Genomic DNA, 23,754 nt, shown 5'->3' with positions numbered 1-23,754 from the left:
AGGCGGACCCGGGCTGCTTCGGATGGGGGCTGAGGGGTCACCCCTGGCCGAACCGCCAGAAGTGGTCGGCGTACGGGCCGCAGGGGTACTGGTTGACCGGCGCCGTCTGCTGGGTGCTCGCCCCCGGGACGGCGAGGCAGAGCCCGCTGTTGGCGTTCACGATCCGGTAGAGCGGGCGTCCGGCCGTGTCCCGCTTCTGGTACTCGACCCGCCAGAGGTGGTCCGGGTAGTCGCCGCAGGGGTACTGGTTGACGTTCACCGCTGTGGCTCTGCTGGCCCCCGGAACGGCCGCGCAGTACCCGCTGTTGTCGTTCACGATCCGGTAGCGGTCCCGTCCGGCGCCGTCCGCACCGGCGGGCCGCAGGTGCCAGAAGTGGTCGGCGTACGGGCCGCAGGCGAACTGGTTCAGGTCGACGACCGCGGTCGAGGCGCCGGGCACCGCGAGACACAGGCCGCTGTTGCCGTTCACGATCCGTACCGCCGGACCGACCGGGGGTGTCATGGCGCCGCCGTCGCGCGGCGCGGGCGGCACCCGCGTCGGGGACGGCCGGGCGGGCGGCGTCGTCTCCGGTGCCCGGGTGGGGGCGCCGCTCGGTTCCGGCGCGGAGCTGGGCGCGGCCGTCCCCGGCGCGGTCGTTCCCGTCGCCGTCGGGGACGGTGTCGCGGATGTCGGCCCGGTGCCCGGAGGCCGGCCCGCGGTGGACGAGACCGCCGAGGGCGCGACCTGCGCGGGCGGCGGCGCCGACGCGTTGCCCGTGCGCTGCGTCTGGGTCAGGACCGTCGCCAGAGCGCCGACCAGGGGCACCACCACCCCGGCCACCCACCAGGCCCACCGGGGCGGATGCGGGGCCGCCCGGTCGGCCGGGGCTGCTCCCGCGGCTCCGGGACGCGGCGACGTGGCCGTGGTGCCCCCTGCGGGATCCCGGGGCGGCGTGGCCGTGGTGTCCCCTGCGGGATCGGGCGTGTCTGACACGTGCTGCTCCCCCCGAAACAACTGTCGTCGCCCGAGTATCACCCCACGGCCGGACCCGGAAACCCGCAATCCGAAAACACGTACGCCCGGTGCCTCCGGATCACCGGGCCCCGGTTCCTCCCGTCACCGGCCCCGGATTCCCCGCTCACCGGCCCCGGATTCCCCCGTTCACCGGCCCCCGAACTCGTACGCCTCCACCTCGGCCAGGTAGCGCGCCCGCCGTTCCTCGTCGTCCTCCAGGAAGGACGCCTCGAAGGAGTTCCGCGCCAGCTCGCGGAGCTGGTCGTCCGTGAGGTCCAGCGCCTGCCGCACGCCGTCGAAGTTGTCCCCGACGTAGCCCCCGAAGTACGCGGGGTCGTCGGAGTTCACGGTCACCAGGAGACCCGCCGTCATCATCGTGCGGAGCGGATGGTCGGCGAGGGTGTCGATGACGCGGAGCCGGACGTTCGACAGGGGGCAGAGCGTGAGCGGCACCCGCTCGCGGGCCAGCCGGTCGACGAGCTCCGGGTCCTCCATGCAGCGCAGGCCGTGGTCGATCCGCTCCACGCCGAGGACGTCCAGGGCCTCGCGGACATAGGCGGCGGGGCCCTCCTCGCCCGCGTGGGCGACGCGCCGCAGGCCGAGCCGGGCGGCCTCCTCGTACACCTCGCGGAACTTGGCCGGCGGGTGGCCGACCTCCGCCGAGTCGAGGCCGACCCCGGTGATCCGGTGGAGGTACGGCTTCGCGGCCTCCAGGGTCGCCAGCGCCGACTCGGCCGACTCGTCGCGCAGGAAGCACAGGATGAGCCGGGTGGAGATCCCGTACCGCTCCTCGGCGCGGTCGAGGGAGGCGCCGAGGCCCTCGATCACGGTGCCGATCGGGATGCCGCGGGCGGTGTGCGCCTGCGGGTCGAAGAAGATCTCGGCGTGCCGGACGCCCTGGGCGGCGGCACGCTCCAGGTAGGCGTCGGCGAGCTCGGTGAAGTCCTCGGCGGTGCGCAGGACCGCCATCAGGCGGTAGTAGAGGTCCAGGAAGGACTGGAGGTCGCTGAAGCGGTACGCCTCGCGGAGGGCGGCGGTGTCGGCGTACGGCAGGGTGACGCCGTTGCGCGCGGCGAGCGCGAAGGCCAGCTCGGGTTCGAGGGTGCCTTCGATGTGGAGGTGCAGTTCGGCCTTGGGTACAGGCATGGTCACGTTCGTTTCGGTAGGGGGACCCTCATGAGGTCCTGGGCGATGCTGAGCTCGCCGTCGAACCCGGCCGCCCGCGCCTGCCGTTCGAAGGCGGCGGGGTCGGAGTAGCGCTGCGAGAAGTGGGTCAGGACGAGGTGGCGTACGCCCGCGTCCCGTGCGACGGCGGCGGCCTGTCCGGCCGTCAGATGGCCGTGGTCGGTGGCGAGCCGGACGTCCTCGTCGAGGAAGGTCGACTCGATGACGAGCATGTCGGCGCCTTCGGCGAGGGCGTGCACCCCGTCGCAGAGCCGGGTGTCCATGACGAAGGCGAAACGCTGTCCGCGCCGGACCTCGCTGACGTCGTCGAGGGTGACGCCGTTCAGACTGCCGTCGCGCTGGATCCGGCCCACGTCGGGGCCCTTGATGCCGAGCGCGGCGAGCTTCCCGGGCAGGATGCGGCGCCCGTCGGGCTCGGTGATCCGGTAGCCGTAGGACTCGACGGGGTGGGAGAGCCGGCGGGCGTCGAGGGTGAACTCCTCGGTGACGGCGAGCGGCCCGTCGGCGGCCACCGGGGCCTCCGTCAGCGTCACCGTCTCGCGGTAGGCCGTCGCGTACCGCAGCCGCTCGAAGAAGCGCTGCCCGCTCTCCGGGTAGTGGCAGGTGACCGGGTGCGGGACCTGGTCGAGGTTGATCCGCTGGATCACCCCGGCCAGGCCGAGCGAGTGGTCGCCGTGGAAGTGCGTGACGCAGATCCGGTCGAGGTCGTGCGCGGCGACCCCGGCCCGCAGCATCTGCCGCTGGGTGCCCTCGCCGGGGTCGAAGAGGATCCCTCTTCCGTCCCAGCGGAGCACATAGCCGTTGTGGTTGCGGTGCCGGGTCGGGACCTGGCTCGCGGTCCCGAGGACGACCAGTTCGCGTACGGACACGGCTTATCCGGGGGGCCAGTTGAGACCGCGGCCGCCGAGGACGTGCGCGTGGGCGTGGAAGACGGTCTGGCCGGCGCCGGCGCCGGTGTTGAACACGATCCGGAAGCCGCTGCCGTCGATCTTCTCCTGCTCGGCGATCTCGCCCGCCTCGCGCAGTATGTCGGCGGCGACGGTCGGCGCGGCGGCGGCCAGCGAGGCGGCGTCGGGGTAGTGGAGGCGCGGGATCACGAGGATGTGCGTGGGCGCCTGCGGGTTGATGTCGCGGAAGGCGACGGTGGTCTCCGTCTCGCGCACGATCGTCGCCGGCACGTCCCCTTCCGCGATCTTGCAGAACAGGCAGTCGCTCTGCGGCTCTCCGGCCATGTCCCGGACCTCCTAGGTCGGATGACGATCACTACCCGGTCATGCTATCCGCCGCCTCCGGCAGTCGGTGGAAGCCGCTGGAAGCCTGTGGAAAACCCTCAGTCCTTCGGTGCACGGCGGTTGAGCGCGGAGCGGCTCACCCAGTACGTGATGATCACGCCCCAGAACAGGGGCGTGCCGATTCCGCTCACCACGCCCGAGTCGAAGGACCACAGGGCGAGCGAGGCGAGCGAGTAGAGGCCGAGGAGCCCGACGGCCCCGGCCATGAACAGCACGGGCCGGCAGTTGCGTGCCACGAGGAGCAGCGGCCGGCGCAGCCGCGGCGGCACCCGGCGGGCCATCCACACCGCCCATCCGGTCCAGGCCCCCAGGATCACGGCCCCGCCGACCAGCAGCGGGACGGCCGCGTCGGACCAGGTCGCGGGGGTGGGGATCGCGGCGAGGGCGACGGCGGCGGCCAGGAAGCCGACGAGGGCGACCCAGCGGGCACCCGCGGCGGTGTTCCAGGCCATGGCCTCCAGGTTGTAGCGGGCCTTGCGGTCCTGGAGGTCGAGGGCGGCGGAGGCGACGAAGCCCTCGGCGGCCTGGGTCCAGGCGCCGCGCCGGAACCAGCGGCGGCGCAGCCGCAGCAGCGAGAGGTTGTTGTGGGCCTCGCTGCTCTGCGGGTTGAGGCGCAGGGTCGTCTCGTACGCGCGCTGTGCGGTGGCGTGGTCGCCGCGCCGCTGGGCGGTGAGGCCGACGAGGAAGTGGGCCGCGTCCTCCTCCGGGGCGAGGCCGACGGCGGTCCGCGCCGCCTCGTAGGCCTCGACGGTACGCGCGGGCGTGCGCGTGTGTTCGGCGTACTCGGCGAGGGCGGTGCCGAGCGCGTAGTGGGTGCCCCAGTGGTTCGGGGCGAGCTCGACGGCGTGCCGGGCTGTGGCCTCGGCCTCCTGGAAGCGCCGGTCGGCGAGGAGGATGTGGACGCGCATCAGCCAGCCCCCGAGCAGCTCGGGCTCGGCCCGCAGCGCCTGGTCGACGGCGGTGAGGGCGGCGGCCCGTTCGCCGGCCCGGTGGTGGCAGCGGGCGAGCAGGACGAGCGCCTCGGCGTCCTCCGGTTCGGTCGCCAGGTGCCGGGCGACGATCTCGCCGGCCTGCGCGTACCGCCCGGTCTCGTAGAGCGCCTCGGCGCGGGCGAGCGCGGTGGAGGCGGTCACAGCTTGCGCTTCCGCTTGAGGTGGGCGAGGAGGTCGTCGTACAGGCCGCCCTCGTTGGCGAACATGGCGACGTTCCGTGCGGCGGCGAACCACGGCTCCGTGGACGGCTTGATCTGCTTGGCCGCGCCGAGCAGGTCCTTGGTGGTGATCAGGCGTACGGAGCCGGTGCGGGCCGATTCGAGGAGCGCGGCCTCGGCGGCCGTCTCGCAGACGTGGGCGAGGTCCGCGCCGGAGAAGTCCTCGGTGACCTTGACGAGCTTGCCGAGGTCGACGGCCTCGATGGGGCGGTCCCGCAGGTGGTAGCGGAGGATCGCCTCGCGGGCGGCGGCGTCCGGCGGCAGCACGAGCAGGGTCCGGTCGAGGCGGCCGGGGCGGCGCAGCGCGATGTCCACGTCCCAGGGCACGTTGGTCGCGGCGAGCACGAAGACGCCCTCGTTGCCGGCGCCGCTCGCGATGCCGTCGAGCTCGGTGAGGAGCTGGTTGACGACATTGCGCAGACCGCTGTGGTGCGTACGGGAGCGCTTGGCGCCGAGGGCGTCCAGCTCGTCGAGGAAGACGACGCAGGGGGCCTGGCGGCGGGCGGTCTCGAAGATGTCGTGGATGTTCTTCTCGGAGGCCCCGATCCACATGTCGAGGACGTCGGAGAGCGAGACGGTGAGGAAGTTGGCGCCGAGCTCGCCCGCGACGGCCCGCGCGATGAAGGTCTTGCCGCAGCCGGGCGGGCCGTACAGGAGCAGGCCGCCACGGAGCGACTTGCCGTACAGCCTGCGCAGTTCGGGGTTGCGCATGGGCGCGAGGAAGGCGGCCTCCAGGCGCTCCTTGACCTCCTCCATGCCGCCCACGTCGGCGAGGCGTACGGCGCCGGGGGCGTCGACGTCCCAGGCGGCGGCGTCGCCGGCGATCCCGTCGCCGCCCTCGGCCTGCGGTTCGTCGAGGAACCGGGGCCCGACGAGGTCCTGCACCTGCTGCTCGGCGGCGTCCCAGTCGAAGGAGGGCGCGGGCGCGGGTGCGGGCGCGGGTGCGGGCGCGGGTGCGGGCGCGGGCGCCACGGGCTCTTCGGCAACGGGCGCGGAGGCTTCCTCGGCAACGGGCGCCGCGGGCTCTTCGCGGACGGGCGCCACGGGCTCTTCGCGGACGAACGCGGGCGGGGCGGGCATCCCCATCGCCCGCACCATCAGCGCACGCGCGTCCGCGTCACCGGGCGCGTGCTGGAGGGCGACGGCCGCCTCCGCGACGGCCTCGTCGCCGCGCCCCTCCGCGAGGAGGAGCTCGGCGAAGTGGAGGCGCAGGGGCACGTCACCGGGGGCGGCGGCCACGGCGGCGCGCAGACTGCGGATGAGGGGGGACTCGTCGGCCATGCGGGTCAGCCTAAGGAGCGTTCGGGGGCCGATGTCCACCGGGTGCGGCAGCGCGCGGGGCGTAGGGTGCGCGGCATGAGACGGGAAGGCGCGCCGCGCAGGCTGACCGTGGGCGGCACCGTGTGGCTGTGGAACGTCCGGCACCGACACCCCGACTGCCGGACGGTGCTCTCGCTGCGCCGCGCGGAGCACCGCCACGCCCAGCTCCGTCTCGTCTTCCGGGACGGCCCCGGCCGCATCGTGGCCGGATACCCCTTCGGCCTGGGCGACGTGGCCTCGGCCGACGGCGACATCCTGAACCTGAACAGGCCCGGGATCGTACGCCGGTTCCTGGAGGAGGCCGGGGCCCGCGGCCTCCTCCCCACCACCCACGGCGTCCGCGAGGAGGACGCCTGGCCGCTCTACGACACGCTCACGGCCCCCGAGGAGGCCTAGCTCCAGCGGCCGGTGCGCCCCAGGACCAGGGCGGTCGCCGCCGTACCGGCCGTCGACGTGCGCAGGACGCTGCGGCCGAGGCGGTACGGCTTCGCGCCGGCGGCCTCGAAGGCGGCGAGCTCGTCCGGGGAGACCCCGCCCTCGGGGCCGACGACGAGCACGATCGAGCCCTTGGCCGGGAGTTCGGCGGTCGCGAGGGCGCCGCTGGGGTGGTCGCGGTCCTCGTGCAGGACGGCCGCGAAGTCGGCGTCCGCGAGGAGGGCGGCGGCCTGCTTGGTCGTCATGAGGTCGGCGACCTCGGGGAAGCGGGTGCGGCGCGACTGCTTGCCGGCCTCGCGCGCGGTGGACCGCCACTTGGCGAGCGCCTTGAGGCCCCGGTCGCCCTTCCACTGGGTGATGCAGCGGGAGGCGGCCCAGGGCACGATCGCGTCGACGCCGGTCTCCGTCATGGTCTCGACGGCGAGTTCGCCCCGGTCGCCCTTGGGAAGGGCCTGGACGACCGTGATGCGCGGCTCCTCCTCGGGGTCCTCGTGGACCTCGTCGACCCGCACGGTCAGCTCGTCCCTGCCCTCGGCGGAGACCACCACGCACGCGGCCCAGCGGCCCCGCCCGTCGGCGAGCACGAGCTCCTCCCCGGCCCGCAGCCGCTTCACGGAGACGGCGTGCCGCCCCTCGGGCCCGTCCAGGAGGAAACTCCCGGCACCGGGGACGGTGTCGACGACGAAGACGGGTGCGGTCATGAGGCGCTCCTGGGGGCGAGCCCGGAAAGGTCGGTGAGGGCGGTGTCGAGTTCGGCGGCCAGCACCTCGACCAGCTGCCCGGCGGGGAGTTCGCGGGCGAGGCGGTGGCCCTGGCCGGCCCACAGGGCCATGCCCTGGGCGTCGCCGGCGGTGGCGGCGGCCTTGCGGAGCGGGGCGGTGAGGTGGTGGATCTCGGGGTAGGCGGCGGGGGCGTACGGCCCGTGCTCGCGCATGAAGCGGTTGACGAGGCCGCGCGCCGGACGCCCGGAGAAGGCCCTCGTGAGGGCGGTCCGGGTGAACAGCGGGTCCGTCAGGGCCTGCTTGTGCAGGGGGTGGGCGCCCGACTCGGGGCAGCGGAGGAAGGCGGTGCCGAGCTGGGCGGCGTCGGCGCCGGCGGCGAGGGCGGCGGCGATCTGCGCGCCGCGCATGATCCCTCCGGCGGCGACGATCGGCAGCGCGACGGCCTCGCGGACCTGGGTGACGAGGGTGAGGAGCCCGGTGCCGGGGGCTCCCTCGTCGGCCGGGTCGTCGCGGTACGTGCCCTGGTGGCCGCCGGCCTCGACGCCCTGGACGCAGACGGCGTCGGCGCCGGCGCGCTGCGCGGCGAGGGCCTCGTCGGCGGAGGTGACGGTGACGATCGTGTACGTACCGACGCGGTCGAAGGCGTGGAACGTCTCGCGGGCGGGGCAGCCGAAGGTGAAGGAGACGACGGGGACCGGGTCCTCCAGGAGGATGGCCAGTTTGGCGTCGTACGCGTCGTCGCGGGAGTCGTCGGTCTCGCCGAGCGGGGTGTCGTACCAGGTGGCCTCGCCGGCGAGCTGGTGGCGGTAGACCTCGACGGCGGCGGGGTCGGCGGGCCGCCCGTCCTGCGGCATGAAGAGGTTGACGCCGAAGGGGCGGGAGGTGAGCCCGCGGACCTGCTTGATCTCCTGGTACAGGCCTCCGGCCGTCTTGTACCCGGCGGCGAGGAAGCCGAGCGCCCCGGCCTCGCAGACGGCTCCGACGAGCTCGGGACAGGAGGCGCCACCCGCCATGGGGGCCTGCACGATCGGAAACCGAGAGAGATCGTTCAGTGCGGTGGTGGACATATGGGCATCGTGTCATGCGCGGGGCGAGGCGCGGAAAAAGGGGGCGGCACCGGGGTGCCGCCCCCTTCCCGTACGCAAAAGCGCTACCGCCCGTTGAACGCGTCCTTGAGGCGCGAGAACAGCCCCTGCTGCCCCGGCTGGAACTGGCCCGTGGGCCGTTCCTCGCCGCGCAGCTTGGCCAGTTCGCGCAGGAGGCGTTCCTGCTCGGCGTCGAGCTTGCTCGGGGTCGTCACCTCGACGTGCACGATCAGGTCGCCCCGGCCGTTGCCCCGCAGGTGCGTGACGCCGCGTCCGTGCAGCGGGATCGACTGGCCGGACTGCGTGCCCGGCCGGATGTCGATCTCCTCGACGCCGTCGAGCGTCTGCAGCGGCACCTTGGTGCCGAGCGCGCCCGCCGTCATCGGGATGGTGACCGTGCAGTGCAGGTCGTCGCCGCGCCGCTGGAAGACCTCGTGCGGCGTCTCGTGGATCTCGACGTACAGGTCGCCGGCGGGGCCGCCGCCGGGGCCGACCTCGCCCTCGCCCGCGAGCTGGATGCGGGTGCCGTTGTCGACGCCGGCCGGGATCTTGACCGTCAGCGTGCGACGGGACCGGACCCGGCCGTCGCCCGCGCACTCGGGGCACGGGGTCGGGACGACGGTGCCGAAGCCCTGGCACTGCGGGCAGGGGCGGGAGGTCATGACCTGGCCGAGGAAGGACCGGGTGACCTGGGAGACCTCGCCGCGGCCGCGGCACATGTCACAGGTCTGCGCGGAGGTGCCGGGCGCGGCACCCTCACCCGAACAGGTGGTGCAGACGACCGCCGTGTCGACCTGGATGTCCTTCGTCGTGCCGAAGGCCGCCTCGTTGAGGTCGATCTCCAGCCGGATCATGGCGTCCTGGCCGCGGCGGGTGCGCGAGCGCGGGCCGCGCTGCGAGGCCGTGCCGAAGAAGGCGTCCATGATGTCGGAGAAGTTGCCGAAGCCACCGGCTCCGAAGCCGCCGCCCGCGCCACCGCCGCCGGAGGCCGAGAGCGGGTCGCCGCCGAGGTCGTAGACCTGCTTCTTCTGCGGGTCCGAGAGGACCTCGTAGGCGGCGTTGATCTCCTTGAAGCGTTCCTGCGTCTTCGGATCGGGATTGACGTCCGGGTGCAGCTCGCGCGCGAGCCTCCGGAACGCCTTCTTGATCTCGTCCTGGGAAGCGTCGCGGCGCACGCCGAGTACGGCGTAGTAGTCCGTGGCCACTTACGACTCCGCCAGGATCTGTCCGACGTAACGTGCCACTGCGCGTACCGCTCCCATCGTTCCGGGGTAGTCCATGCGGGTCGGTCCGACCACGCCGAGTTTGGCGACTGCCTCGCCGCCCGAACCGTAGCCGACCGAGACGACGGACGTGGAGCTCAGCCCCTCGTGGGCGTTCTCGTGCCCGATGCGTACGGTCATGCCCGATTCCTTGGCCTCGCCGAGCAGCTTGAGGAGCACGACCTGCTCCTCCAGGGCTTCCAGGACGGGCCTGATCATCAGGGGGAAGTCGTGTCCGAAGCGGGTGAGATTGGCGGTGCCGCCGATCATCAGCCGCTCCTCGTGCTCCTCGACGAGCGTTTCGAGGAGGGTCGCGAGCACGGTCGAGACCGTGGCGCGGTCCTCGACCTCCTCGAAGGACTCGGGGAGGTCCTGCACCAGCTGCGGCACGTCGGCGAACCGGCGGCCGACGACCCGGCTGTTGAGCCGGGCCCGCAGGTCGGCGAGCGAGGTCTCGCCGAAGGGGGCGGCGCAGTCGACGACGCGCTGCTCGACCCGGCCGGTGTCCGTGATGAGGACGAGCATCAGGCGGGCCGGGGCCAGCGAGAGCAGTTCCACGTGCCGGACGGTCGAGCGGGTCAGCGAGGGGTACTGGACGACGGCGACCTGGCGGGTCAGCTGGGCCAGCAGTCGTACCGTGCGCCCGACGACGTCGTCGAGGTCGACGGCTCCGTCGAGGAAGTTGTGGATGGCGCGCCGCTCGGGGGTCGACAGCGGCTTGACGCCGGCGAGCCGGTCGACGAAGAGGCGGTAGCCCTTGTCGGTCGGGATGCGTCCGGCGCTGGTGTGAGGCTGGGCGATGTACCCCTCCTCCTCCAGGACGGCCATGTCGTTGCGCACGGTGGCGGGCGACACGCCGAGCTTGTGGCGCTCGGTGAGCGCCTTGGAGCCGACGGGCTCCTCCGTCCCGACGTAGTCCTGGACGATGGCGCGCAGGACCTCGAGCCTGCGTTCGCTGAGCATCGTGGCGCACCTCCAGCTGTCGTCGTTCCGGTTGCTCCGCTTTTGGCACTCGCCCTGTCCGAGTGCCAGCGATCCCCCGGCCAGTGTACGGCGGCGGGCATCGCTCCTGGCAAGGAGGCGGCGCCCGCACCGGTTAGCGTCGCCCCATGGACGTGGATTGGGAAGCGTACGGATGGGAGCGGCTCGCGGACGGGGTGGGCCGGCGACGGCTGCCCGGCTGGGACGCCACGGTCGGGCTGGTCCTGGGCACACGGGGGGTGCTGCTGTACGACACGGGCTCCTCGACGGCCGAGGGCGCCGAACTGCGGGGACAGGTGGCGGCGCTCACGGGCGGCCGAAAGGTGACACACATCGCACTCAGTCACCCCCACTTCGACCATGTCTTCGGCACGGCGGCGTTCGCGGGAGCGGAGGTCTTCGGCGCGGTGGGCTCGGACGAGCTGATGCGGCGGGTGCGGGACCGGGACGAGCTGCGCACGGACGCGGTGAAGCAGGGTCTGGACGGGGCGGCGGCAGCGGAGGCGGCCGACCTCCTGGTGGCACCGCGGCACGTGGTCTCGGGCGAGTGGACGCTCGACCTGGGCGACCGGCAGGTCCTCCTGGCGAACGTGGGCCCGGGCCACACGGGTCACGACCTGGCGCTCTGCGTCCCCGGCACGCGGGAGGTCGTCTTCTGCGGCGACCTGGTGGAGGAGTCGGGCGAGCCGCAGGCGGGCCCGGACGCGATCCCGTCCCGCTGGCCCGACGCCCTGGACCGGCTGCTCGCCCTGGGCGGCGAGGAGGCGGTGTACGTACCGGGGCACGGCGCGGTGGTGGACGCCACGTTCGTCCGGGCACAGCGCGATGAACTGGCACGCCGCTTCGAGGTGTCGTAGCGTCGCCCAAATGCGCAGCTACAACCCGGACCTGACGCCGTCTTGGAAGAAGCCGAAGCCCGTCCCCGAGGTCCCGGCGGACCCCGACCTGGTCGTCGAAGAGGTCGCCACGGGCTTCTGCGGGGCGGTGATCCGCTGCGAGGCGGGCACGGTGACCCTGGAGGACCGCTTCGGCAAGCACCGGGTCTTCCCGCTGGAGCCGCGCGGCTTCCTCCTGGAGGGCAGGGTCGTGACGCTGGTGCGACCGGTGTCGGCTCCGTCCCGCCCCACCCGTACGGCCTCCGGCTCGGTCGCCGTGCCGGGCGCACGCGCGCGCGTGGCGCGGGCGGGCCGGATCTACGTCGAGGGCCGCCACGACGCGGAGCTCGTCGAGCGGGTCTGGGGCGACGACCTGCGGATCGAGGGCGTGGTCGTGGAGTACCTGGAGGGCGTCGACGACCTGCCCGCGATCGTCGCGGAGTTCGGCCCTGGCCCGGACGCCCGGCTCGGCGTCCTGGTGGACCATCTGGTGCCGGGCTCGAAGGAGTCGAGGATCGCCGCCCGGGTGACCTCCCCGGACGTCCTGGTCGTCGGCCACCCGTACATCGACGTCTGGGAGGCCGTGAAACCGTCCTCCCTCGGCATCCCGGCCTGGCCGGCGGTCCCCCGGGGCCAGGACTGGAAGACGGGCGTCTGCCGCGCCCTCGGCTGGCCCTCGGACAACACGGGCGCGGTCTGGCAGGCGATCCTCAAGCGCGTGACGTCCTACAAGGACCTGGAACCGGAGCTGCTCGGCCGCGTGGAGGAACTGATCGACTTCGTGACGGCGCCGCGGGAGCCGTAGGCGGGCGCGTCCCGGAAAGGCGGTGTCCCGGTGTCCCGGGACACCGGGACACGTGCCGGGACGGACGCGGACGTGCCAGCGTGCGGAAACGATCACTCGTACCGCCCCACGCCTGGAGGAACCCGTGTCCCACCGCCCCACCCTCAGGAGGGCCGCACTGCTGACGTCCTCCGTCGCCGTCGCCCTGGTGACCTGCGCCGGCACCGCCAGTGCCGACACCTCCGCCCCGTATCTCTCGTACGGAAGCCGGGGCGAGGGCGTGAAGTGCGTGCAGGCCGCGGTGAACCTGGCCCATGCCGTCTCGGTGCCGCTGGAGATCGACGGCGTCTGGGGCGAGCGGACGCAGTGGGGCGTCGTGGGCTTCCAGCGGTGGAAGCTGGGCGACTCCCAGGCGGACGGCATCGTCGGGCCCACCACGGGCGACAAGATGATGGAGGTCCTGAGCCAGGCCCCGGCGCTCGCGGACCAGTGCTACGACTACCTGCCGACGCACTACTGACCCGCCCTCCGCGCCCCTGCCCCGCCGACCGGCGGGGCAGGGGCTTCGGATCGGGCCCCTAGTCCACCAGGTCCCGCACCACCGCGTCGGCCAGCAGCCGCCCGCGCAGCGTCAGGACCGCGCGCCCCGCCTCGTACGACGCGGGGTCGAGCAGCCCGTCCCCCAGTGCCCTGCGCGAGGCCGCGAGGCCCGCGGGCTTGAGGATCGACAGCTCGACGCCCTCCCGCAGCCGCAGCTCCAGGAGGATCCGCTCGACGCGCCGGTCCTCCTCGGCGAGGATCTCCCGCCCGGCGCCGGGAGAACGCCCCTCCGCGAGCGCGGCGGCGTACGCGCCGGGGTGCTTCACGTTCCACCAGCGGACGCCGCCCACGTGCGAGTGCGCCCCGGGCCCGGCGCCCCACCAGTCCGCGCCGCGCCAGTACAGCTCGTTGTGGAGGCAGCGCCCGGCCTCGGAGGTGGCCCAGTTGGACACCTCGTACCAGGAGAAGCCCGCCTCCTCGAAGGCCGCGTCGGCGATCAGGTACCGGTCGGCGTGCACGTCGTCGTCGGTCATGGGCACCTCGCCGCGCCGGATGCGCCGGGCGAGCTGCGTCCCCTCCTCGACGATCAGCGCATAGGCGCTCACGTGGTCGGGCCCCGCGCCGATCGCCGCGTCGAGGGAGGCCCGCCAGTCGTCGTCGGACTCCCCGGGCGTGCCGTAGATGAGGTCGAGGTTGACGTGCTCGAACCCGGCGGCCCGCGCCTCCCCGACGCAGGCCTCGGGCCGCCCGGGGGTATGGGTCCTGTCGAGGATCTTCAGGACGTGCTGCCGGGCGCTCTGCATCCCGAAGGAGATCCGGTTGAAGCCCCCGTCCCGCAGCTCGGCGAGATAGGCGGGGTTCACGGAGTCCGGATTGGCCTCCGTCGTCACCTCGGCGTCGTCCGCGAGCCCGAACTCGTCCCGGATCGCTCCGAGCATCCGTACGAGGTCCCCGGCGGCGAGCAGCGTCGGCGTGCCGCCGCCGACGAAGACGGTCCGCACGGGCCGGGGGTCGTCCCCGAGGACCTTCCGGGCGAGCCGGATCTCCTCGACGACCTGCTCGGCGTAGTTGTCCCGGGAGGCGAGCACACCGCCCGTACCGCGCAGCTCGCTCGCCGTGTACGTGTTGAAGTCGCAGTAGCCGCAGCGCGTCGCGCAGTACGGCACGTGCAGATAGAACCCGAGCGGCCGCTCCCCGGCCCCTTCGAGGGCGCGCGGGGGCAGCGCCCCGTCGTCGGGCACGGGCTCACCATCGGGCAGTACGGAAGGCATGGGATCCATTGTCCCGTACTGCCCGGGTGAACCTCCGGCCCCCGGGGTCACTGCCGTCCCGGTCAGCTGTCGACGTAGCGAACGATCACGCTGTGCCGCCGGCCGTCCTCCGTTTTCCACCGGACGGTGTCTCCCACCTCGCTCCAGAGCAGGGCCTCTCCCAGCGGGGTGTACGGGCTGAGCTTCTCCGCCTCCTCGCCGGGCCGCAGCGCGATCTCGTACGTGGTGATACCGGGGTCGTCCGGGTCCTCCACTCCAACCAGGCAACCCGGCGTGACAAGGCTGCCACCACCGCTGCCGGGATCGACCGCCACCTCGTCCAGGAGCGTCCGCAGGAACTCCTTACGGTCCAGCAGCGTCTTCTGCAGCTGTTCCCGGCCGGCCTGCTGCGCCCGCCAGGACGCGGAATCGACGGCAACCACCTCGGGAAGGGGCTTCTCGAGTTCGTCCCTGATCCTGTCCAGTTCGCGCTGGACCCTGCGGTAGGCGGTGACGGACAGCCGGTCCACCCTGATACGGCGGTCTCGGGCCGAGGGAACGCTGTCCGCCACGACCGGCGGTGTCGCGGCGACCCGCGCTCGCGACACCGGGGACTTCGCCCTGGGCGCTCGGGTCTCCGGCTCCCGGGCGGGTCGGCGAAGCAGCTCCGTGGAGGAGCCGTGCCGAACCGCCTCGGCTGATCGCCGATCGTGGTACCGCACAAGAGCAACTTGGCGATCGCCCGCGAGAACCGGAACATCGGTCTTGGCCACAGCCGCGCGGATGACCCCCTGCACCTCGTCCTGTGTGAGTCGCACGAGCGGTTCACCCGCCCTGACGACCTCTACAAGGTCGGCGCCGGCCGTTCCCGCCTTGGACAGGAATCGGGCCGACCCCGTGGCATCCTCGTCGTCGGGGACCGTACGCCTCATGCTGAACGCGTGCTGCGCCGCGTTGACCTCGCCTCGACGCAACCAAGCGACGGTACGAAACCCTGTGGGATCAAGGGTCCACCGCGGCCTGTCCGCCGCGTCTTCACTCTCGCCCGTCGTGGCAGCGACAGGCGTCATCGGCTGCGACTGCGACTGCGAGGAGCCCTTGGGTCTCTGCTGCGAAGCCACCGGCTCCCCTGTCCGCACGCGCGGAAGTGGCGGTGCCTGCTCGGCCTCAGACACGCGTGCGGCTTCGGACTGGGAAGGAAGGAGCGGCGTCTCGTCGAGTACAGCTGTGGCAACGCCCGCAACGGCTGCCCATCCGCTCGTCGCCTTCTCGATGCCCAGTCTGTCGAGCTCGGCCCACAGGGGTTCCAGAGCCTTCTCCGGATCGAGGAAGTAGCGGCTTCCTCTGATCCGTACGAATGTCCAGCCGACCCGTTCCAGCTCGCGCTGCCGGGCCGCGTCCGCGTCCGCGTTCTCCTCGGTGTGGTAGGCGTCCCCGTCGCACTCGACGGCGAGTCGCCGTGTACCGCCTTCGACAACGAGGTCGATGCGGTACCGCCCGGCCGGATACTGCGGACGGACCCGGTAGCCCCTACTCCGCAGGGCCAGAAAGACCCGCTGCTCGAAGAGGCTGTCGAAGGCCTCATGGGGCTCGTCGGCCGTGACGTCGCCAAGACCCGATCCGTCCAGCTGCTCCGCGGGGCGAGAGAACCAGTCGAGGTACCGGCGCCGGAAGTCCGACTCGGCGAGTTCGGTCAATGTGACGCTGTGGAAGAGCCAGACCTGGTCCCGAGCCCTGGAAGCCGCCACGTTGATGTGCTGCTGGGACAGCGTGCTGCTGTACGAACCGATCCTGCGCGGTCCCTCGGGCCCGGTCAACGAAGCCACCGCGGAGAGGAAGACGACGTCCCGCTCATCGCCCTGGAACTCCTCCGCGCTGCCGACCCGGAGACGGCGCCGCTGCCGCTCGTCGAGCGGGACGCGATCGGCGAGCAGGTCCTCGACGAGGTACTTCTGGCCTTGCCCAAGGAGCGTGATCACCCCCATGGTGCGGCCCGCGTACGCGGGATCCTCGATGCACCGGACCACCGTCTCCGCCAGACGCTCGGCCTCCGGCCGGTTGACCTGCTTCTGTCCGACTCCCTCCACGTAGCCGTCGGCCACGTGGACCGAGCGGAGCGGAGGCAGCCGGTCGGCACCGTACTGCCGAAGCGGCTGGAGCTTGCCGCCGTAGCAGAGCTCGTTCGAGAAGCCGATGATCTCGGGCATACAGCGGAAGTGCTCACGCAGCATGAGGCGCCCGCGACCACCGGCCAGGCCGGAGGCGATGTCGAAGAAGCTCGCCGTGGGCGCGAACAAACTGCGCCGGAAGTCGGGGAGACCGCTGAGCACCCTGCCCTGGATGGCGAAGAGCTCGTCGTGGTCGATCCCGACATTGGCCGGGCTGACCTGCTTGTCGTCACCCACCACGACGATCTTGGCGCCGAGCCAGGCCAGGAGCAGCGCCTCGGGGCCGGACTGGCTCGCCTCGTCGATGATGACCACGTCGAAGCGACCGGACCGGTCCATCGGGACGGTATCCGTGACCGCGTGCAGCGGCATGATCCACGCCGGGACCGCCTCCTGGCTCGCCTTGAGGCTCTCCCTGGCCTGCTGCCGGTACCGATGCGCGTACTTCCCGGTTCCCTTGCCCAGCCGTCGGACGCTCTGCTGGTACGAGGTGAGGGCGACAGCCTGGTCGTCGGTCAGCCGGGAGAGACAGCCGTACCAGGCCTTGTCGGCCGCGAGCCGCTCCAGACCGATGCGGATGTCGGCGTCGGCCTGGGAGAGGCGAGCCAGGGCCCGCTTCTCGGCAGCAGGGTCGGTCAGCTCCTCCATCCGGAGGAACCAGGCCGACCAGGCCCACGCCTCCTCGTAGCGGCGCAGCCGCTCGTCCCAGACGGGAGACTCGGCTTCCGCCTCCAACTGGTCCGCGAGTTCGGGCAGACAGTCGGCGACCGCGGAGTAGGCCAGGTCGCAGGCGTGCTTGCGGGCCAGCGCCTCCCGCAGTTCCTCCAGCTCCCCGATCGCCTCGGCGTACGCCTTCACGTCCCCACCCTCGGCGGCTCGCCGGGCGCGGTCCACTGCCGGCGGAGCGCCGCGCCTCAGGGCGGCGGCGCTGAGGGCGGAGGCGGTCTCCTCCAGCTGCCGTCGCGGTGCAGCGGCCTTGCGGCTGGCGGCGTGGGCGCGCAGCAGCGCCGCCACGGTCGTCCGGGGCTCGTCGTGCTGCCAGGCGAGGCCTGCCAAGCCGGAGGTGCCCGATGCCGCGCGCACGAGCGCCGTGCGGCGATCGGCCAGTGTCACCAGGGTCTCCAGGCTCTGGACCTGCTGCCGGAGCCGCGCCAGCCTGCGGGAGGGAGGCTGCCAGGGCTCAACGGTCCCGTACTCTTCCTCGGTCTCCTGGAGATGGCGTTCCAGGCGTACGCGCTGGAGCACGGTCTCGGCAGCGCTCTGGGTCTGCACGGCCTGCCCGTCGACCTTCACGGTCTCCGGAAAGTCCCCGACCGCCTTGCGCAGCCGGGTCTTGAGGCCGAGGGGGCCACGGAGTCGCTCTCCCGCTTCCAGGCCGTCACGGAGAGTGGCGGCCAGGCCGAGCGCGTCCGCCACGGTCAGCGTCTCCAAGCCGCTGACCAGGGCGTTCCCGCAGGAGTCCGCGGCCTCCCCGGCCGCTTCCAGGGCGGCGCGGGAACGGTCGAACCGGTCCCTGACTTCGTGTTCCCTTCCGTCGAGCGCTTCCCCGCGTAGCGTGACGAACCACGGCGCATGTTCCTGCGCGCTCTCGGCCGTGGCCGTGAGGAAGTCGTCCAGTGCCCGCGCAAGGCTTTCCTGCCGGTCCACGGGCAGACCTGAGACGGTCCCGTCGAGGCCCGACGCCTGCGGCGCCTCCCGCAGGACGGCCAGATCGGCCTCCGCGGCTCGGACGGAGGCCACGGCCTCGGCGAACTCCGGTCCGGACAGGAGCTGCTGTGCCGCGGGAAGCTTCGCGGAGATGGAAGCGGCCAGGGCCCGGTGCCGTGTGGTGAAGGCGAGGGAGGCCCGCCGGAGTTCGGCCAGCGTCTCTACACCTATGAGGGGTTCCGGGGCGGGAACGGTGCCTATCCACGCATGAGCGGGACGCTCGTCGTGGAGGCGGCTCGCGATCTGTGCGAGCGTGCCCTGGTATTCGCCGATGCCCACGGGATGGCGGTAGGTCTCCCGCTCGCGGATCGCGCGAAGTTCTTTGAGGGAGCCGGCCTGGATGGAGCGGGCGGCGCGCAGCTTCTCCTCGTGGCCCTGAATACGCCGCTCGTAGTCGCGCGGGGAGAACTCGCCCTGCCGGTCGAGGATCGCCTTGACCGACTGCTCCAGTTCTTGTTGGGCCGTCAGTTCGTCCGTGCGGCTCACGCAGAGCTCTCGCACGGAGACGGGAAGTTTCTCCTTGAGGACCCTGAGGGCCCTCGAGGTGTGGCTGGTGATCAGCACGCGCTGTCCGTGGGCGAGCAGATCGGTGACGAGGTTGGCGATGGTGTGCGTTTTGCCGGTGCCGGGCGGTCCCTGGACCACGACGAGGCTGCGGTCCCGCAGCCGTTCGGCAATCGTGCGCTGTTCATCGTTGGAGGGCAGAGCGAAGTAGAGCTCCTGCGGCGGGGTCCCTTCTCCGCTCCGGTCCTGGCTGTCGGGGCGACCGGACTCATCGAGCGGGGCTGTGTCGTCGGTCCCCGCGATCGCCCGCAGCAGCCGGGTCGGCTCGGCTCCGTGCTCGATGAGGCGGGCGATGCCCTGGAGGGCTTCCTGCATGCTGCGGCGGGTCCGCTCACGCAGGAGGAGAACCGGTGCGAAGTGGACGACGGGTGCGGTTCTCTGGCCGCTCCGGCCGGGGCGGGCAGGGTCGGGGACGTATTCTCCCGACTGGTGGGCCGCGATCGCCCAGGTGTTGAGAGCACGGTGCAGCAGTTCGCAGCCGTCCGGTTCAGTGGCGTCGCCGGACGCTTCGAGATCCTTGAGGACGAGTTCCCGCGTGTGCGCCCGGGCCTTCTGGTCGGCGTCGAGCATCGACTCGTCCAGGACGAAGGCTCCGTGCTCGGGATCCGGGCCGACGGTGATGGTGCCGGTGTCCGGGTCGAGGGCGATGACCGCCCGGCAAGTGACGAGGTGACGCCGGACGGGTTCGTCGCCCGACTGCCAGGTCAGATGGCCAAGGCCGAGAAGGAGTTCAAAGCTCTCGCCGAGGTCGCTGACGTCCTCGTGAACACGGTAGAGGCGGTCGTAGGCCCGTACCACCGGCTTCATGGCACGGTCGTGCCGGGCCCAGCCGGTCCAGAGCGGTTCCCAGTCTTCGTACTGGGCCAGCACCTCGTCCCGCCGGTGGTAGGCGTCGAGGGTGGTCATGGCGAGGCGTGTGAGAGTGCTGCCGTCGGGGGTCACTTCGGAGACGGAGACCTCCGCGGTGGCACGGGGCCGCGGGGCCTCGTCGCGCTCCGACTCGCGTATGTGGGCCGCTTCCAGCCAGGTGGCGAGTGGCTGGGGCGGGGCGGGCGGTTGGGCGACCAGCGGGCGGTCCGCGCTCAGCCACAGGGGCCGGTCGCCCCCGACCGGCCCCCGGAGGAAGTCCTGGAACTGCGGCGGGAGCTCACCGAACCAGAGGGCGTGCCTCGCCCCGTCGTCGTGGCGCACGGGCTTCGTCCGGCTTCCGCCCACCTCGGCGAGGTAACGGAAGATCTGCCGGACGCGCGCAGCGTCCTCGGGTACAACGGCGGGGTCTGACACGGTTACCTCGCTGACGAACGACCAACCTGAAGATCTTGCGGAGATCCTAAGTGTCAGCCGCGGCAGCGGGGTTCCGGTTTCCTGATCCCGCCGTTCGCTCGAGAAGGCACGCCCCGAACCCCTGGGGTCAGGACTCCCGCGACCCCGTGTACATCTCCTCGATGAGGTCCTTGTACTCGCGCTCGACGACCGGCCGCTTCAGCTTCAGGGACGGGGTGAGCTCGCCGTGCTCGATGTCGAGGTCGCGCGGCAGCAGGCGGAACTTCTTGATCGTCTGCCAGCGCTGGAGGCCCTCGTTGAGGCGGTCGACATAGCCCTGGATGAGCTTGACGGTCTCCGGGGCGGCCACGACCTCCGCGTACGACTTGCCGCCGAGGCCGTGCTCGGCGGCCCAGCCGAGGAGGGAGGGCTCGTCGAGGGCGATGAGGGCGGTGCAGAAGTTCCGGTCGGCGCCGTGGACGAGGATGTTCGAGACGAAGGGGCAGACGGCCTTGAACTGGCCCTCGACCTCGGCCGGCGCGATGTACTTGCCGCCGGACGTCTTGATCAGGTCCTTCTTCCGGTCGGTGATCCGGAGGTAGCCGTCGGCGGACAGCTCGCCGATGTCACCGGTGTGGAACCAGCCGTCGGACTCCAGGACCTCGGCGGTCTTCTCCGGCAGGCCGTGGTAGCCCTCCATGATGCCGGGGCCGCGCAGCAGGATCTCGCCGTCGTCGGCGATCCGGACCTCGGTGCCGGGGAGCGGCTTGCCGACGGTGCCGGTGCGGTAGGCCTCGCCAGGGTTCACGAAGGAGGCGGCGGAGGACTCGGTGAGGCCGTAGCCCTCCAGGATGTGGATGCCGGCGCCGGCGAAGAAGTAGCCGATCTCGGGGGCGAGGGCGGCGGAGCCGGAGATGCAGGCGCGCAGGTTGCCGCCGAAGGCCTCGCGGATCTTGCCGTAGACGAGGGCGTCGGCGACCTTGTGCTTCGCCGAGAGGCCGAAGGGCGCGGAGGCGGTGCCGGTGCGGCGGAAGTTGTCCTGCGTGGCCTTGGCGTACGCGCGGGCGACCTCGGCGGCCCACTGGAAGATCTTGTACTTGGCGCCGCCGCCGGCGCGGGCCTTGGCGGCGACCCCGTTGTAGACCTTCTCGAAGATGCGGGGCACGGCCGCCATGTAGGTCGGCTGGACCACCGGAAGGTTCTCGATGATCTTGTCGACGCGGCCGTCGACGGCGGTGACGTGGCCGACCTCGATCTGGCCGGAGGTGAGGACCTTGCCGAAGACGTGGGCGAGCGGCAGCCACAGGTACTGGACGTCGTCCTGGGTGACGAGGCCGGTGGCGGCGATGGCCTTGGCCATGTACGACCAGTTGTCGTGCGGGAGGCGGACGCCCTTGGGGCGGCCGGTGGTGCCCGAGGTGTAGATGAGGGTGGCGAGCTGCGTGGAGGTGATCGCGGCGACCCGCTCCTTGACGGCCTCGGGGTGCGTCTCCAGATAGGCCCTGCCCCGCGCCTCCAGGTCGGCGAGGGAGAGGACGAAGTCACCGTCGGTCTCCACGCCGCCGGCGTCGACGACCACGACATGACGGAGGTCGGAGAGCTCGGCGCGGCGCTCGACGGCCTTGGCCAGCTGGGCGGCGTCCTCGGCGATGAGGACCTTCGACTCGGAGTCGGAGAGGATGAACGCCGACTCCTCGGCGTTCGTCTGCGGGTAGACCGTGGTGGTCGCCGCGCCCGCGCACATCACGCCGAGGTCGGCGAGGATCCACTCGACCCGGGTGGAGGAGGCGAGGGCGACGCGCTCCTCGGGCTGGACGCCGAGGTCGACGAGGCCGGCGGCGATCGCGTAGACCCGCTCGGCGGCCTGTCCCCAGCTGAGCGACTTCCAGTCGTCCGGGCCGGCGCCGGAGGCGGCGGGAACCGGGTAGCGGTAGGCCTCCGCATCCGGGGTCCGCTCGACGCGCTCAAGGAAGAGGCACGCCACGGAGGGCGGCCGATTCTCGATCTGGGTCTGTGTGTCGCTCACGACGTCCTCCGGGCGGCGGCGGTGCCTTCTGGTGGTTCGTAACTAACTGGCGAGTAACCTTCGAGCCGGGATCAGAGTAGAGGCCGGAATGCTGCCACGTAAGGGCCCCTGGATAACGAACAGGCCCACGTGCGCTCCGCACGTGGGCCCATTCGGTGCATAAGGCAGCTACTCCTGTCCGGCTACTTCTTCTTGCCGGAGGACTCGTCGCTCGACAGGACGGCGATGAAGGCCTCCTGGGGCACCTCCACCGAGCCGACCATCTTCATGCGCTTCTTGCCTTCCTTCTGCTTCTCCAGCAGCTTCCGCTTACGGGAGATGTCACCGCCGTAGCACTTGGCGAGGACGTCCTTCCGGATGGCGCGGATGGTCTCGCGGGCGATGACCCGGGAACCGATGGCGGCCTGGATCGGCACCTCGAAGGCCTGCCGCGGGATGAGCTCGCGCAGCTTGGCGACGAGCCGGACACCGTAGGCGTACGCGGCGTCCTTGTGGGTGACGGCCGAGAAGGCGTCGACCTTGTCGCCGTGCAGCAGGATGTCGACCTTGACCAGGCTGGAGGCCTGCTCGCCGGTGGGCTCGTAGTCGAGGGAGGCGTAACCGCGGGTCTTGGACTTCAGCTGGTCGAAGAAGTCGAAGACGATCTCGGCGAGGGGCAGGGTGTAGCGGATCTCGACCCGGTCCTCGGAGAGGTAGTCCATGCCGATCAGGGTGCCGCGGCGGGTCTGGCAGAGCTCCATGATCGCGCCGATGAACTCGCTCGGGGCGAGGATCGTGGCGCGCACGACGGGCTCGAACACGTCGCTGATCTTGCCCTCGGGGAACTCGCTCGGGTTGGTGACGGTGTGCTCGCTGCCGTCCTCCATCACGACCCGGTAGACCACGTTCGGCGCGGTGGCGATCAGGTCGAGCCCGAACTCGCGCTCGAGCCGCTCACGAATGACGTCGAGGTGCAGCAGCCCCAGGAAACCGACACGGAAGCCGAAGCCGAGGGCCGCGGAGGTCTCCGGCTCGTAGACCAGAGCGGCGTCGTTGAGCTGCAGCTTGTCGAGGGCCTCGCGGAGGTCCGGGTACTCGGAGCCGTCCAGCGGGTAGAGGCCCGAGAAGACCATCGGCTTCGGGTCCTTGTAACCGCCGAGCGGCTCGGTGGCGCCCTGGTTCAGGGAGGTGATCGTGTCACCGACCTTGGACTGACGGACGTCCTTCACACCGGTGATGATGTAGCCGACCTCGCCGACGCCGAGACCGTCGGACGACGTCATCTCGGGCGAGGAGACGCCGATCTCGAGCAGCTCGTGGGTGGCGCCGGTCGACATCATCCGGATGCGCTCACGCTTGTTGAGCTGCCCGTCGACGACTCGGACGTACGTCACGACACCCCGGTACGAGTCGTACACGGAGTCGAAGATCATCGCGCGGGCGGGGGCGTCGGCGACACCGACGGGCGCCGGAACGTCCCGGACCACGCGGTCGAGCAGCGCCTCGACGCCCATGCCGGTCTTCGCGGAGACCTTGAGGACGTCCTCCGGCTGGCAGCCGATGAGGTTGGCCAGCTCCTCGGAGAACTTCTCGGGCTGGGCGGCCGGCAGGTCGATCTTGTTGAGCACGGGAACGATCGTGAGGTCGTTCTCCATCGCGAGGTACAGGTTCGCGAGAGTCTGCGCCTCGATGCCCTGCGCGGCGTCGACGAGCAGGATCGTGCCCTCGCAGGCCGCCAGGGACCGCGAGACCTCGTACGTGAAGTCGACGTGCCCGGGGGTGTCGATCATGTTCAGGATGTGCGTACTGCCCTGAGCCGGCCCCTCGGTCGGCGCCCACGGCAGCCGGACCGCCTGGGACTTGATCGTGATGCCGCGCTCCCGCTCGATGTCCATGCGGTCGAGGTACTGGGCACGCATCTGCCGCTGGTCGACCACACCGGTCAGCTGGAGCATCCGGTCGGCGAGCGTGGACTTGCCGTGGTCGATGTGCGCGATGATGCAGAAGTTGCGGATCAGAGCCGGGTCGGTACGGCTCGGCTCGGGCACGTTGGTAGGAGTCGCGGGCACGCAGGGATCTCGTCTCGGGCGATGTTCAGAACGGATACGTAGA

18 protein-coding genes are annotated in these 23,754 nt (G+C 71.9%); 4 read left to right on the top strand and 14 right to left on the bottom strand.

Going from position 1 to position 23,754, the window contains the following annotated elements; translation table 11 throughout:
- Nucleotides 1-37: 37 nt before the first annotated feature.
- The 6 genes from ACF07V_RS14115 to ACF07V_RS14090 form a co-directional block, all read right to left on the bottom strand.
- The gene (locus tag ACF07V_RS14115) at nucleotides 38-973 is read right to left on the bottom strand and encodes an RICIN domain-containing protein (RefSeq protein ID WP_392154040.1); all 936 of its coding nucleotides are present in this window, start codon (nucleotides 971-973) and stop codon (nucleotides 38-40) included.
- Between the two features lie 168 nt (nucleotides 974-1,141).
- Entirely contained in the window at nucleotides 1,142-2,140 is a 999-nt protein-coding gene (locus tag ACF07V_RS14110) for an adenosine deaminase (RefSeq protein ID WP_392154039.1), read from the bottom strand.
- 2 nt (nucleotides 2,141-2,142) lie between these two features.
- Nucleotides 2,143-3,048 carry a ribonuclease Z gene (locus tag ACF07V_RS14105; protein ID WP_392154038.1) on the bottom strand — a complete coding sequence of 302 codons (906 nt, stop codon included), beginning with the start codon at nucleotides 3,046-3,048 and terminating at the stop codon, nucleotides 2,143-2,145.
- Between the two features lie 3 nt (nucleotides 3,049-3,051).
- Nucleotides 3,052-3,411, bottom strand: coding sequence for a histidine triad nucleotide-binding protein (locus tag ACF07V_RS14100; RefSeq protein ID WP_392154037.1), 360 nt, complete (start codon nucleotides 3,409-3,411; stop codon nucleotides 3,052-3,054).
- A gap of 98 nt (nucleotides 3,412-3,509) precedes the next feature.
- A complete protein-coding gene (locus ACF07V_RS14095) occupies nucleotides 3,510-4,604 on the bottom strand; it encodes a tetratricopeptide repeat protein (protein WP_392154035.1) in 1,095 nt (364 codons plus the stop codon).
- Nucleotides 4,601-5,962 (bottom strand): ATP-binding protein, encoded by a 1,362-nt coding sequence (locus ACF07V_RS14090; RefSeq protein ID WP_392154033.1) that lies wholly within the window; start codon nucleotides 5,960-5,962, stop codon nucleotides 4,601-4,603. The genes ACF07V_RS14095 and ACF07V_RS14090 overlap by 4 nt, the downstream gene beginning before the upstream one ends.
- A 75-nt stretch (nucleotides 5,963-6,037) precedes the next feature.
- On the opposite strand from ACF07V_RS14090, the gene ACF07V_RS14085 reads away from it, so the two are divergent.
- Complete coding sequence (locus ACF07V_RS14085; RefSeq protein WP_392154032.1) at nucleotides 6,038-6,397, top strand: hypothetical protein; 360 nt, start codon at nucleotides 6,038-6,040, stop codon at nucleotides 6,395-6,397.
- Here ACF07V_RS14085 and ACF07V_RS14080 read toward each other — a convergent pair.
- The 4 genes from ACF07V_RS14080 to hrcA form a co-directional block, all read right to left on the bottom strand.
- The gene (locus ACF07V_RS14080) at nucleotides 6,394-7,137 is read right to left on the bottom strand and encodes a 16S rRNA (uracil(1498)-N(3))-methyltransferase (RefSeq protein ID WP_369144187.1); all 744 of its coding nucleotides are present in this window, start codon (nucleotides 7,135-7,137) and stop codon (nucleotides 6,394-6,396) included. The two genes, ACF07V_RS14085 and ACF07V_RS14080, sit on opposite strands and share 4 nt — an antisense overlap.
- Complete coding sequence (locus ACF07V_RS14075; RefSeq protein ID WP_392154030.1) at nucleotides 7,134-8,225, bottom strand: nitronate monooxygenase; 1,092 nt, start codon at nucleotides 8,223-8,225, stop codon at nucleotides 7,134-7,136. Before ACF07V_RS14075 ends, ACF07V_RS14080 begins: the two co-directional genes overlap by 4 nt.
- Nucleotides 8,226-8,308: 83 nt before the next feature.
- Nucleotides 8,309-9,448 (bottom strand): molecular chaperone DnaJ, encoded by a 1,140-nt coding sequence (dnaJ, locus tag ACF07V_RS14070; RefSeq protein WP_093876158.1) that lies wholly within the window; start codon nucleotides 9,446-9,448, stop codon nucleotides 8,309-8,311.
- Nucleotides 9,449-10,468, bottom strand: coding sequence for a heat-inducible transcriptional repressor HrcA (hrcA, locus tag ACF07V_RS14065; RefSeq protein WP_189801870.1), 1,020 nt, complete (start codon nucleotides 10,466-10,468; stop codon nucleotides 9,449-9,451).
- A 146-nt stretch (nucleotides 10,469-10,614) separates the two neighbouring features.
- Here hrcA and ACF07V_RS14060 point away from each other — a divergent pair, with 146 nt between their 5' ends.
- The 3 genes from ACF07V_RS14060 (at nucleotide 10,615) to ACF07V_RS14050 (ending at nucleotide 12,665) form a co-directional block, all read left to right on the top strand.
- A complete protein-coding gene (locus tag ACF07V_RS14060) occupies nucleotides 10,615-11,343 on the top strand; it encodes an MBL fold metallo-hydrolase (RefSeq protein ID WP_392154028.1) in 729 nt (242 codons plus the stop codon).
- Between the two features lie 10 nt (nucleotides 11,344-11,353).
- Nucleotides 11,354-12,166: a DUF3097 domain-containing protein gene (locus ACF07V_RS14055; RefSeq protein WP_392154027.1), complete on the top strand. Its 813-nt coding sequence runs from the start codon at nucleotides 11,354-11,356 to the stop codon at nucleotides 12,164-12,166.
- A gap of 124 nt (nucleotides 12,167-12,290) precedes the next feature.
- Complete coding sequence (locus ACF07V_RS14050; protein ID WP_392154025.1) at nucleotides 12,291-12,665, top strand: peptidoglycan-binding protein; 375 nt, start codon at nucleotides 12,291-12,293, stop codon at nucleotides 12,663-12,665.
- 58 nt (nucleotides 12,666-12,723) lie between these two features.
- Here the strand turns inward: ACF07V_RS14050 and hemW are convergent, their stop codons facing one another.
- The 4 genes from hemW to lepA form a co-directional block, all read right to left on the bottom strand.
- Nucleotides 12,724-13,965 (bottom strand): radical SAM family heme chaperone HemW, encoded by a 1,242-nt coding sequence (hemW, locus tag ACF07V_RS14045; RefSeq protein WP_392154023.1) that lies wholly within the window; start codon nucleotides 13,963-13,965, stop codon nucleotides 12,724-12,726.
- A 53-nt stretch (nucleotides 13,966-14,018) separates the two neighbouring features.
- On the bottom strand, nucleotides 14,019-19,280 hold the full coding sequence (locus ACF07V_RS14040; RefSeq protein ID WP_392154021.1) for an AAA domain-containing protein: 5,262 nt from the start codon (nucleotides 19,278-19,280) through the stop codon (nucleotides 14,019-14,021).
- 505 nt (nucleotides 19,281-19,785) lie between these two features.
- Nucleotides 19,786-21,663 carry an AMP-dependent synthetase/ligase gene (locus tag ACF07V_RS14035; RefSeq protein WP_392154020.1) on the bottom strand — a complete coding sequence of 626 codons (1,878 nt, stop codon included), beginning with the start codon at nucleotides 21,661-21,663 and terminating at the stop codon, nucleotides 19,786-19,788.
- 182 nt (nucleotides 21,664-21,845) lie between these two features.
- Nucleotides 21,846-23,711: a translation elongation factor 4 gene (lepA, locus tag ACF07V_RS14030; protein WP_391903709.1), complete on the bottom strand. Its 1,866-nt coding sequence runs from the start codon at nucleotides 23,709-23,711 to the stop codon at nucleotides 21,846-21,848.
- Between the last annotated feature and the right edge of the window lie 43 nt (nucleotides 23,712-23,754).

This window comes from Streptomyces sp. NPDC015661, from assembly GCF_043077765.1.
Classification (GTDB): domain Bacteria; phylum Actinomycetota; class Actinomycetes; order Streptomycetales; family Streptomycetaceae; genus Streptomyces.
Note: the sequence above shows the minus strand (reverse complement) of the source record. Positions and strands in the feature narration are given on the sequence as shown.

Coding starts and splice junctions, on each gene's coding strand:
- ACF07V_RS14110 (WP_392154039.1), bottom strand. CDS start 2,140: ATGCCTGTACCCAAGGCCGAACTGCACCTCCACATCGAAGGCACCCTC.
- ACF07V_RS14100 (WP_392154037.1), bottom strand. CDS start 3,411: ATGGCCGGAGAGCCGCAGAGCGACTGCCTGTTCTGCAAGATCGCGGAA.
- ACF07V_RS14090 (WP_392154033.1), bottom strand. CDS start 5,962: ATGGCCGACGAGTCCCCCCTCATCCGCAGTCTGCGCGCCGCCGTGGCC.
- ACF07V_RS14085 (WP_392154032.1), top strand. CDS start 6,038: ATGAGACGGGAAGGCGCGCCGCGCAGGCTGACCGTGGGCGGCACCGTG.
- ACF07V_RS14080 (WP_369144187.1), bottom strand. CDS start 7,137: ATGACCGCACCCGTCTTCGTCGTCGACACCGTCCCCGGTGCCGGGAGT.
- ACF07V_RS14075 (WP_392154030.1), bottom strand. CDS start 8,225: ATGTCCACCACCGCACTGAACGATCTCTCTCGGTTTCCGATCGTGCAG.
- hrcA (WP_189801870.1), bottom strand. CDS start 10,468: ATGCTCAGCGAACGCAGGCTCGAGGTCCTGCGCGCCATCGTCCAGGAC.
- ACF07V_RS14060 (WP_392154028.1), top strand. CDS start 10,615: ATGGACGTGGATTGGGAAGCGTACGGATGGGAGCGGCTCGCGGACGGG.
- ACF07V_RS14055 (WP_392154027.1), top strand. CDS start 11,354: ATGCGCAGCTACAACCCGGACCTGACGCCGTCTTGGAAGAAGCCGAAG.
- hemW (WP_392154023.1), bottom strand. CDS start 13,965: ATGGATCCCATGCCTTCCGTACTGCCCGATGGTGAGCCCGTGCCCGAC.
- ACF07V_RS14040 (WP_392154021.1), bottom strand. CDS start 19,280: ATGACCACCCTCGACGCCTACCACCGGCGGGACGAGGTGCTGGCCCAG.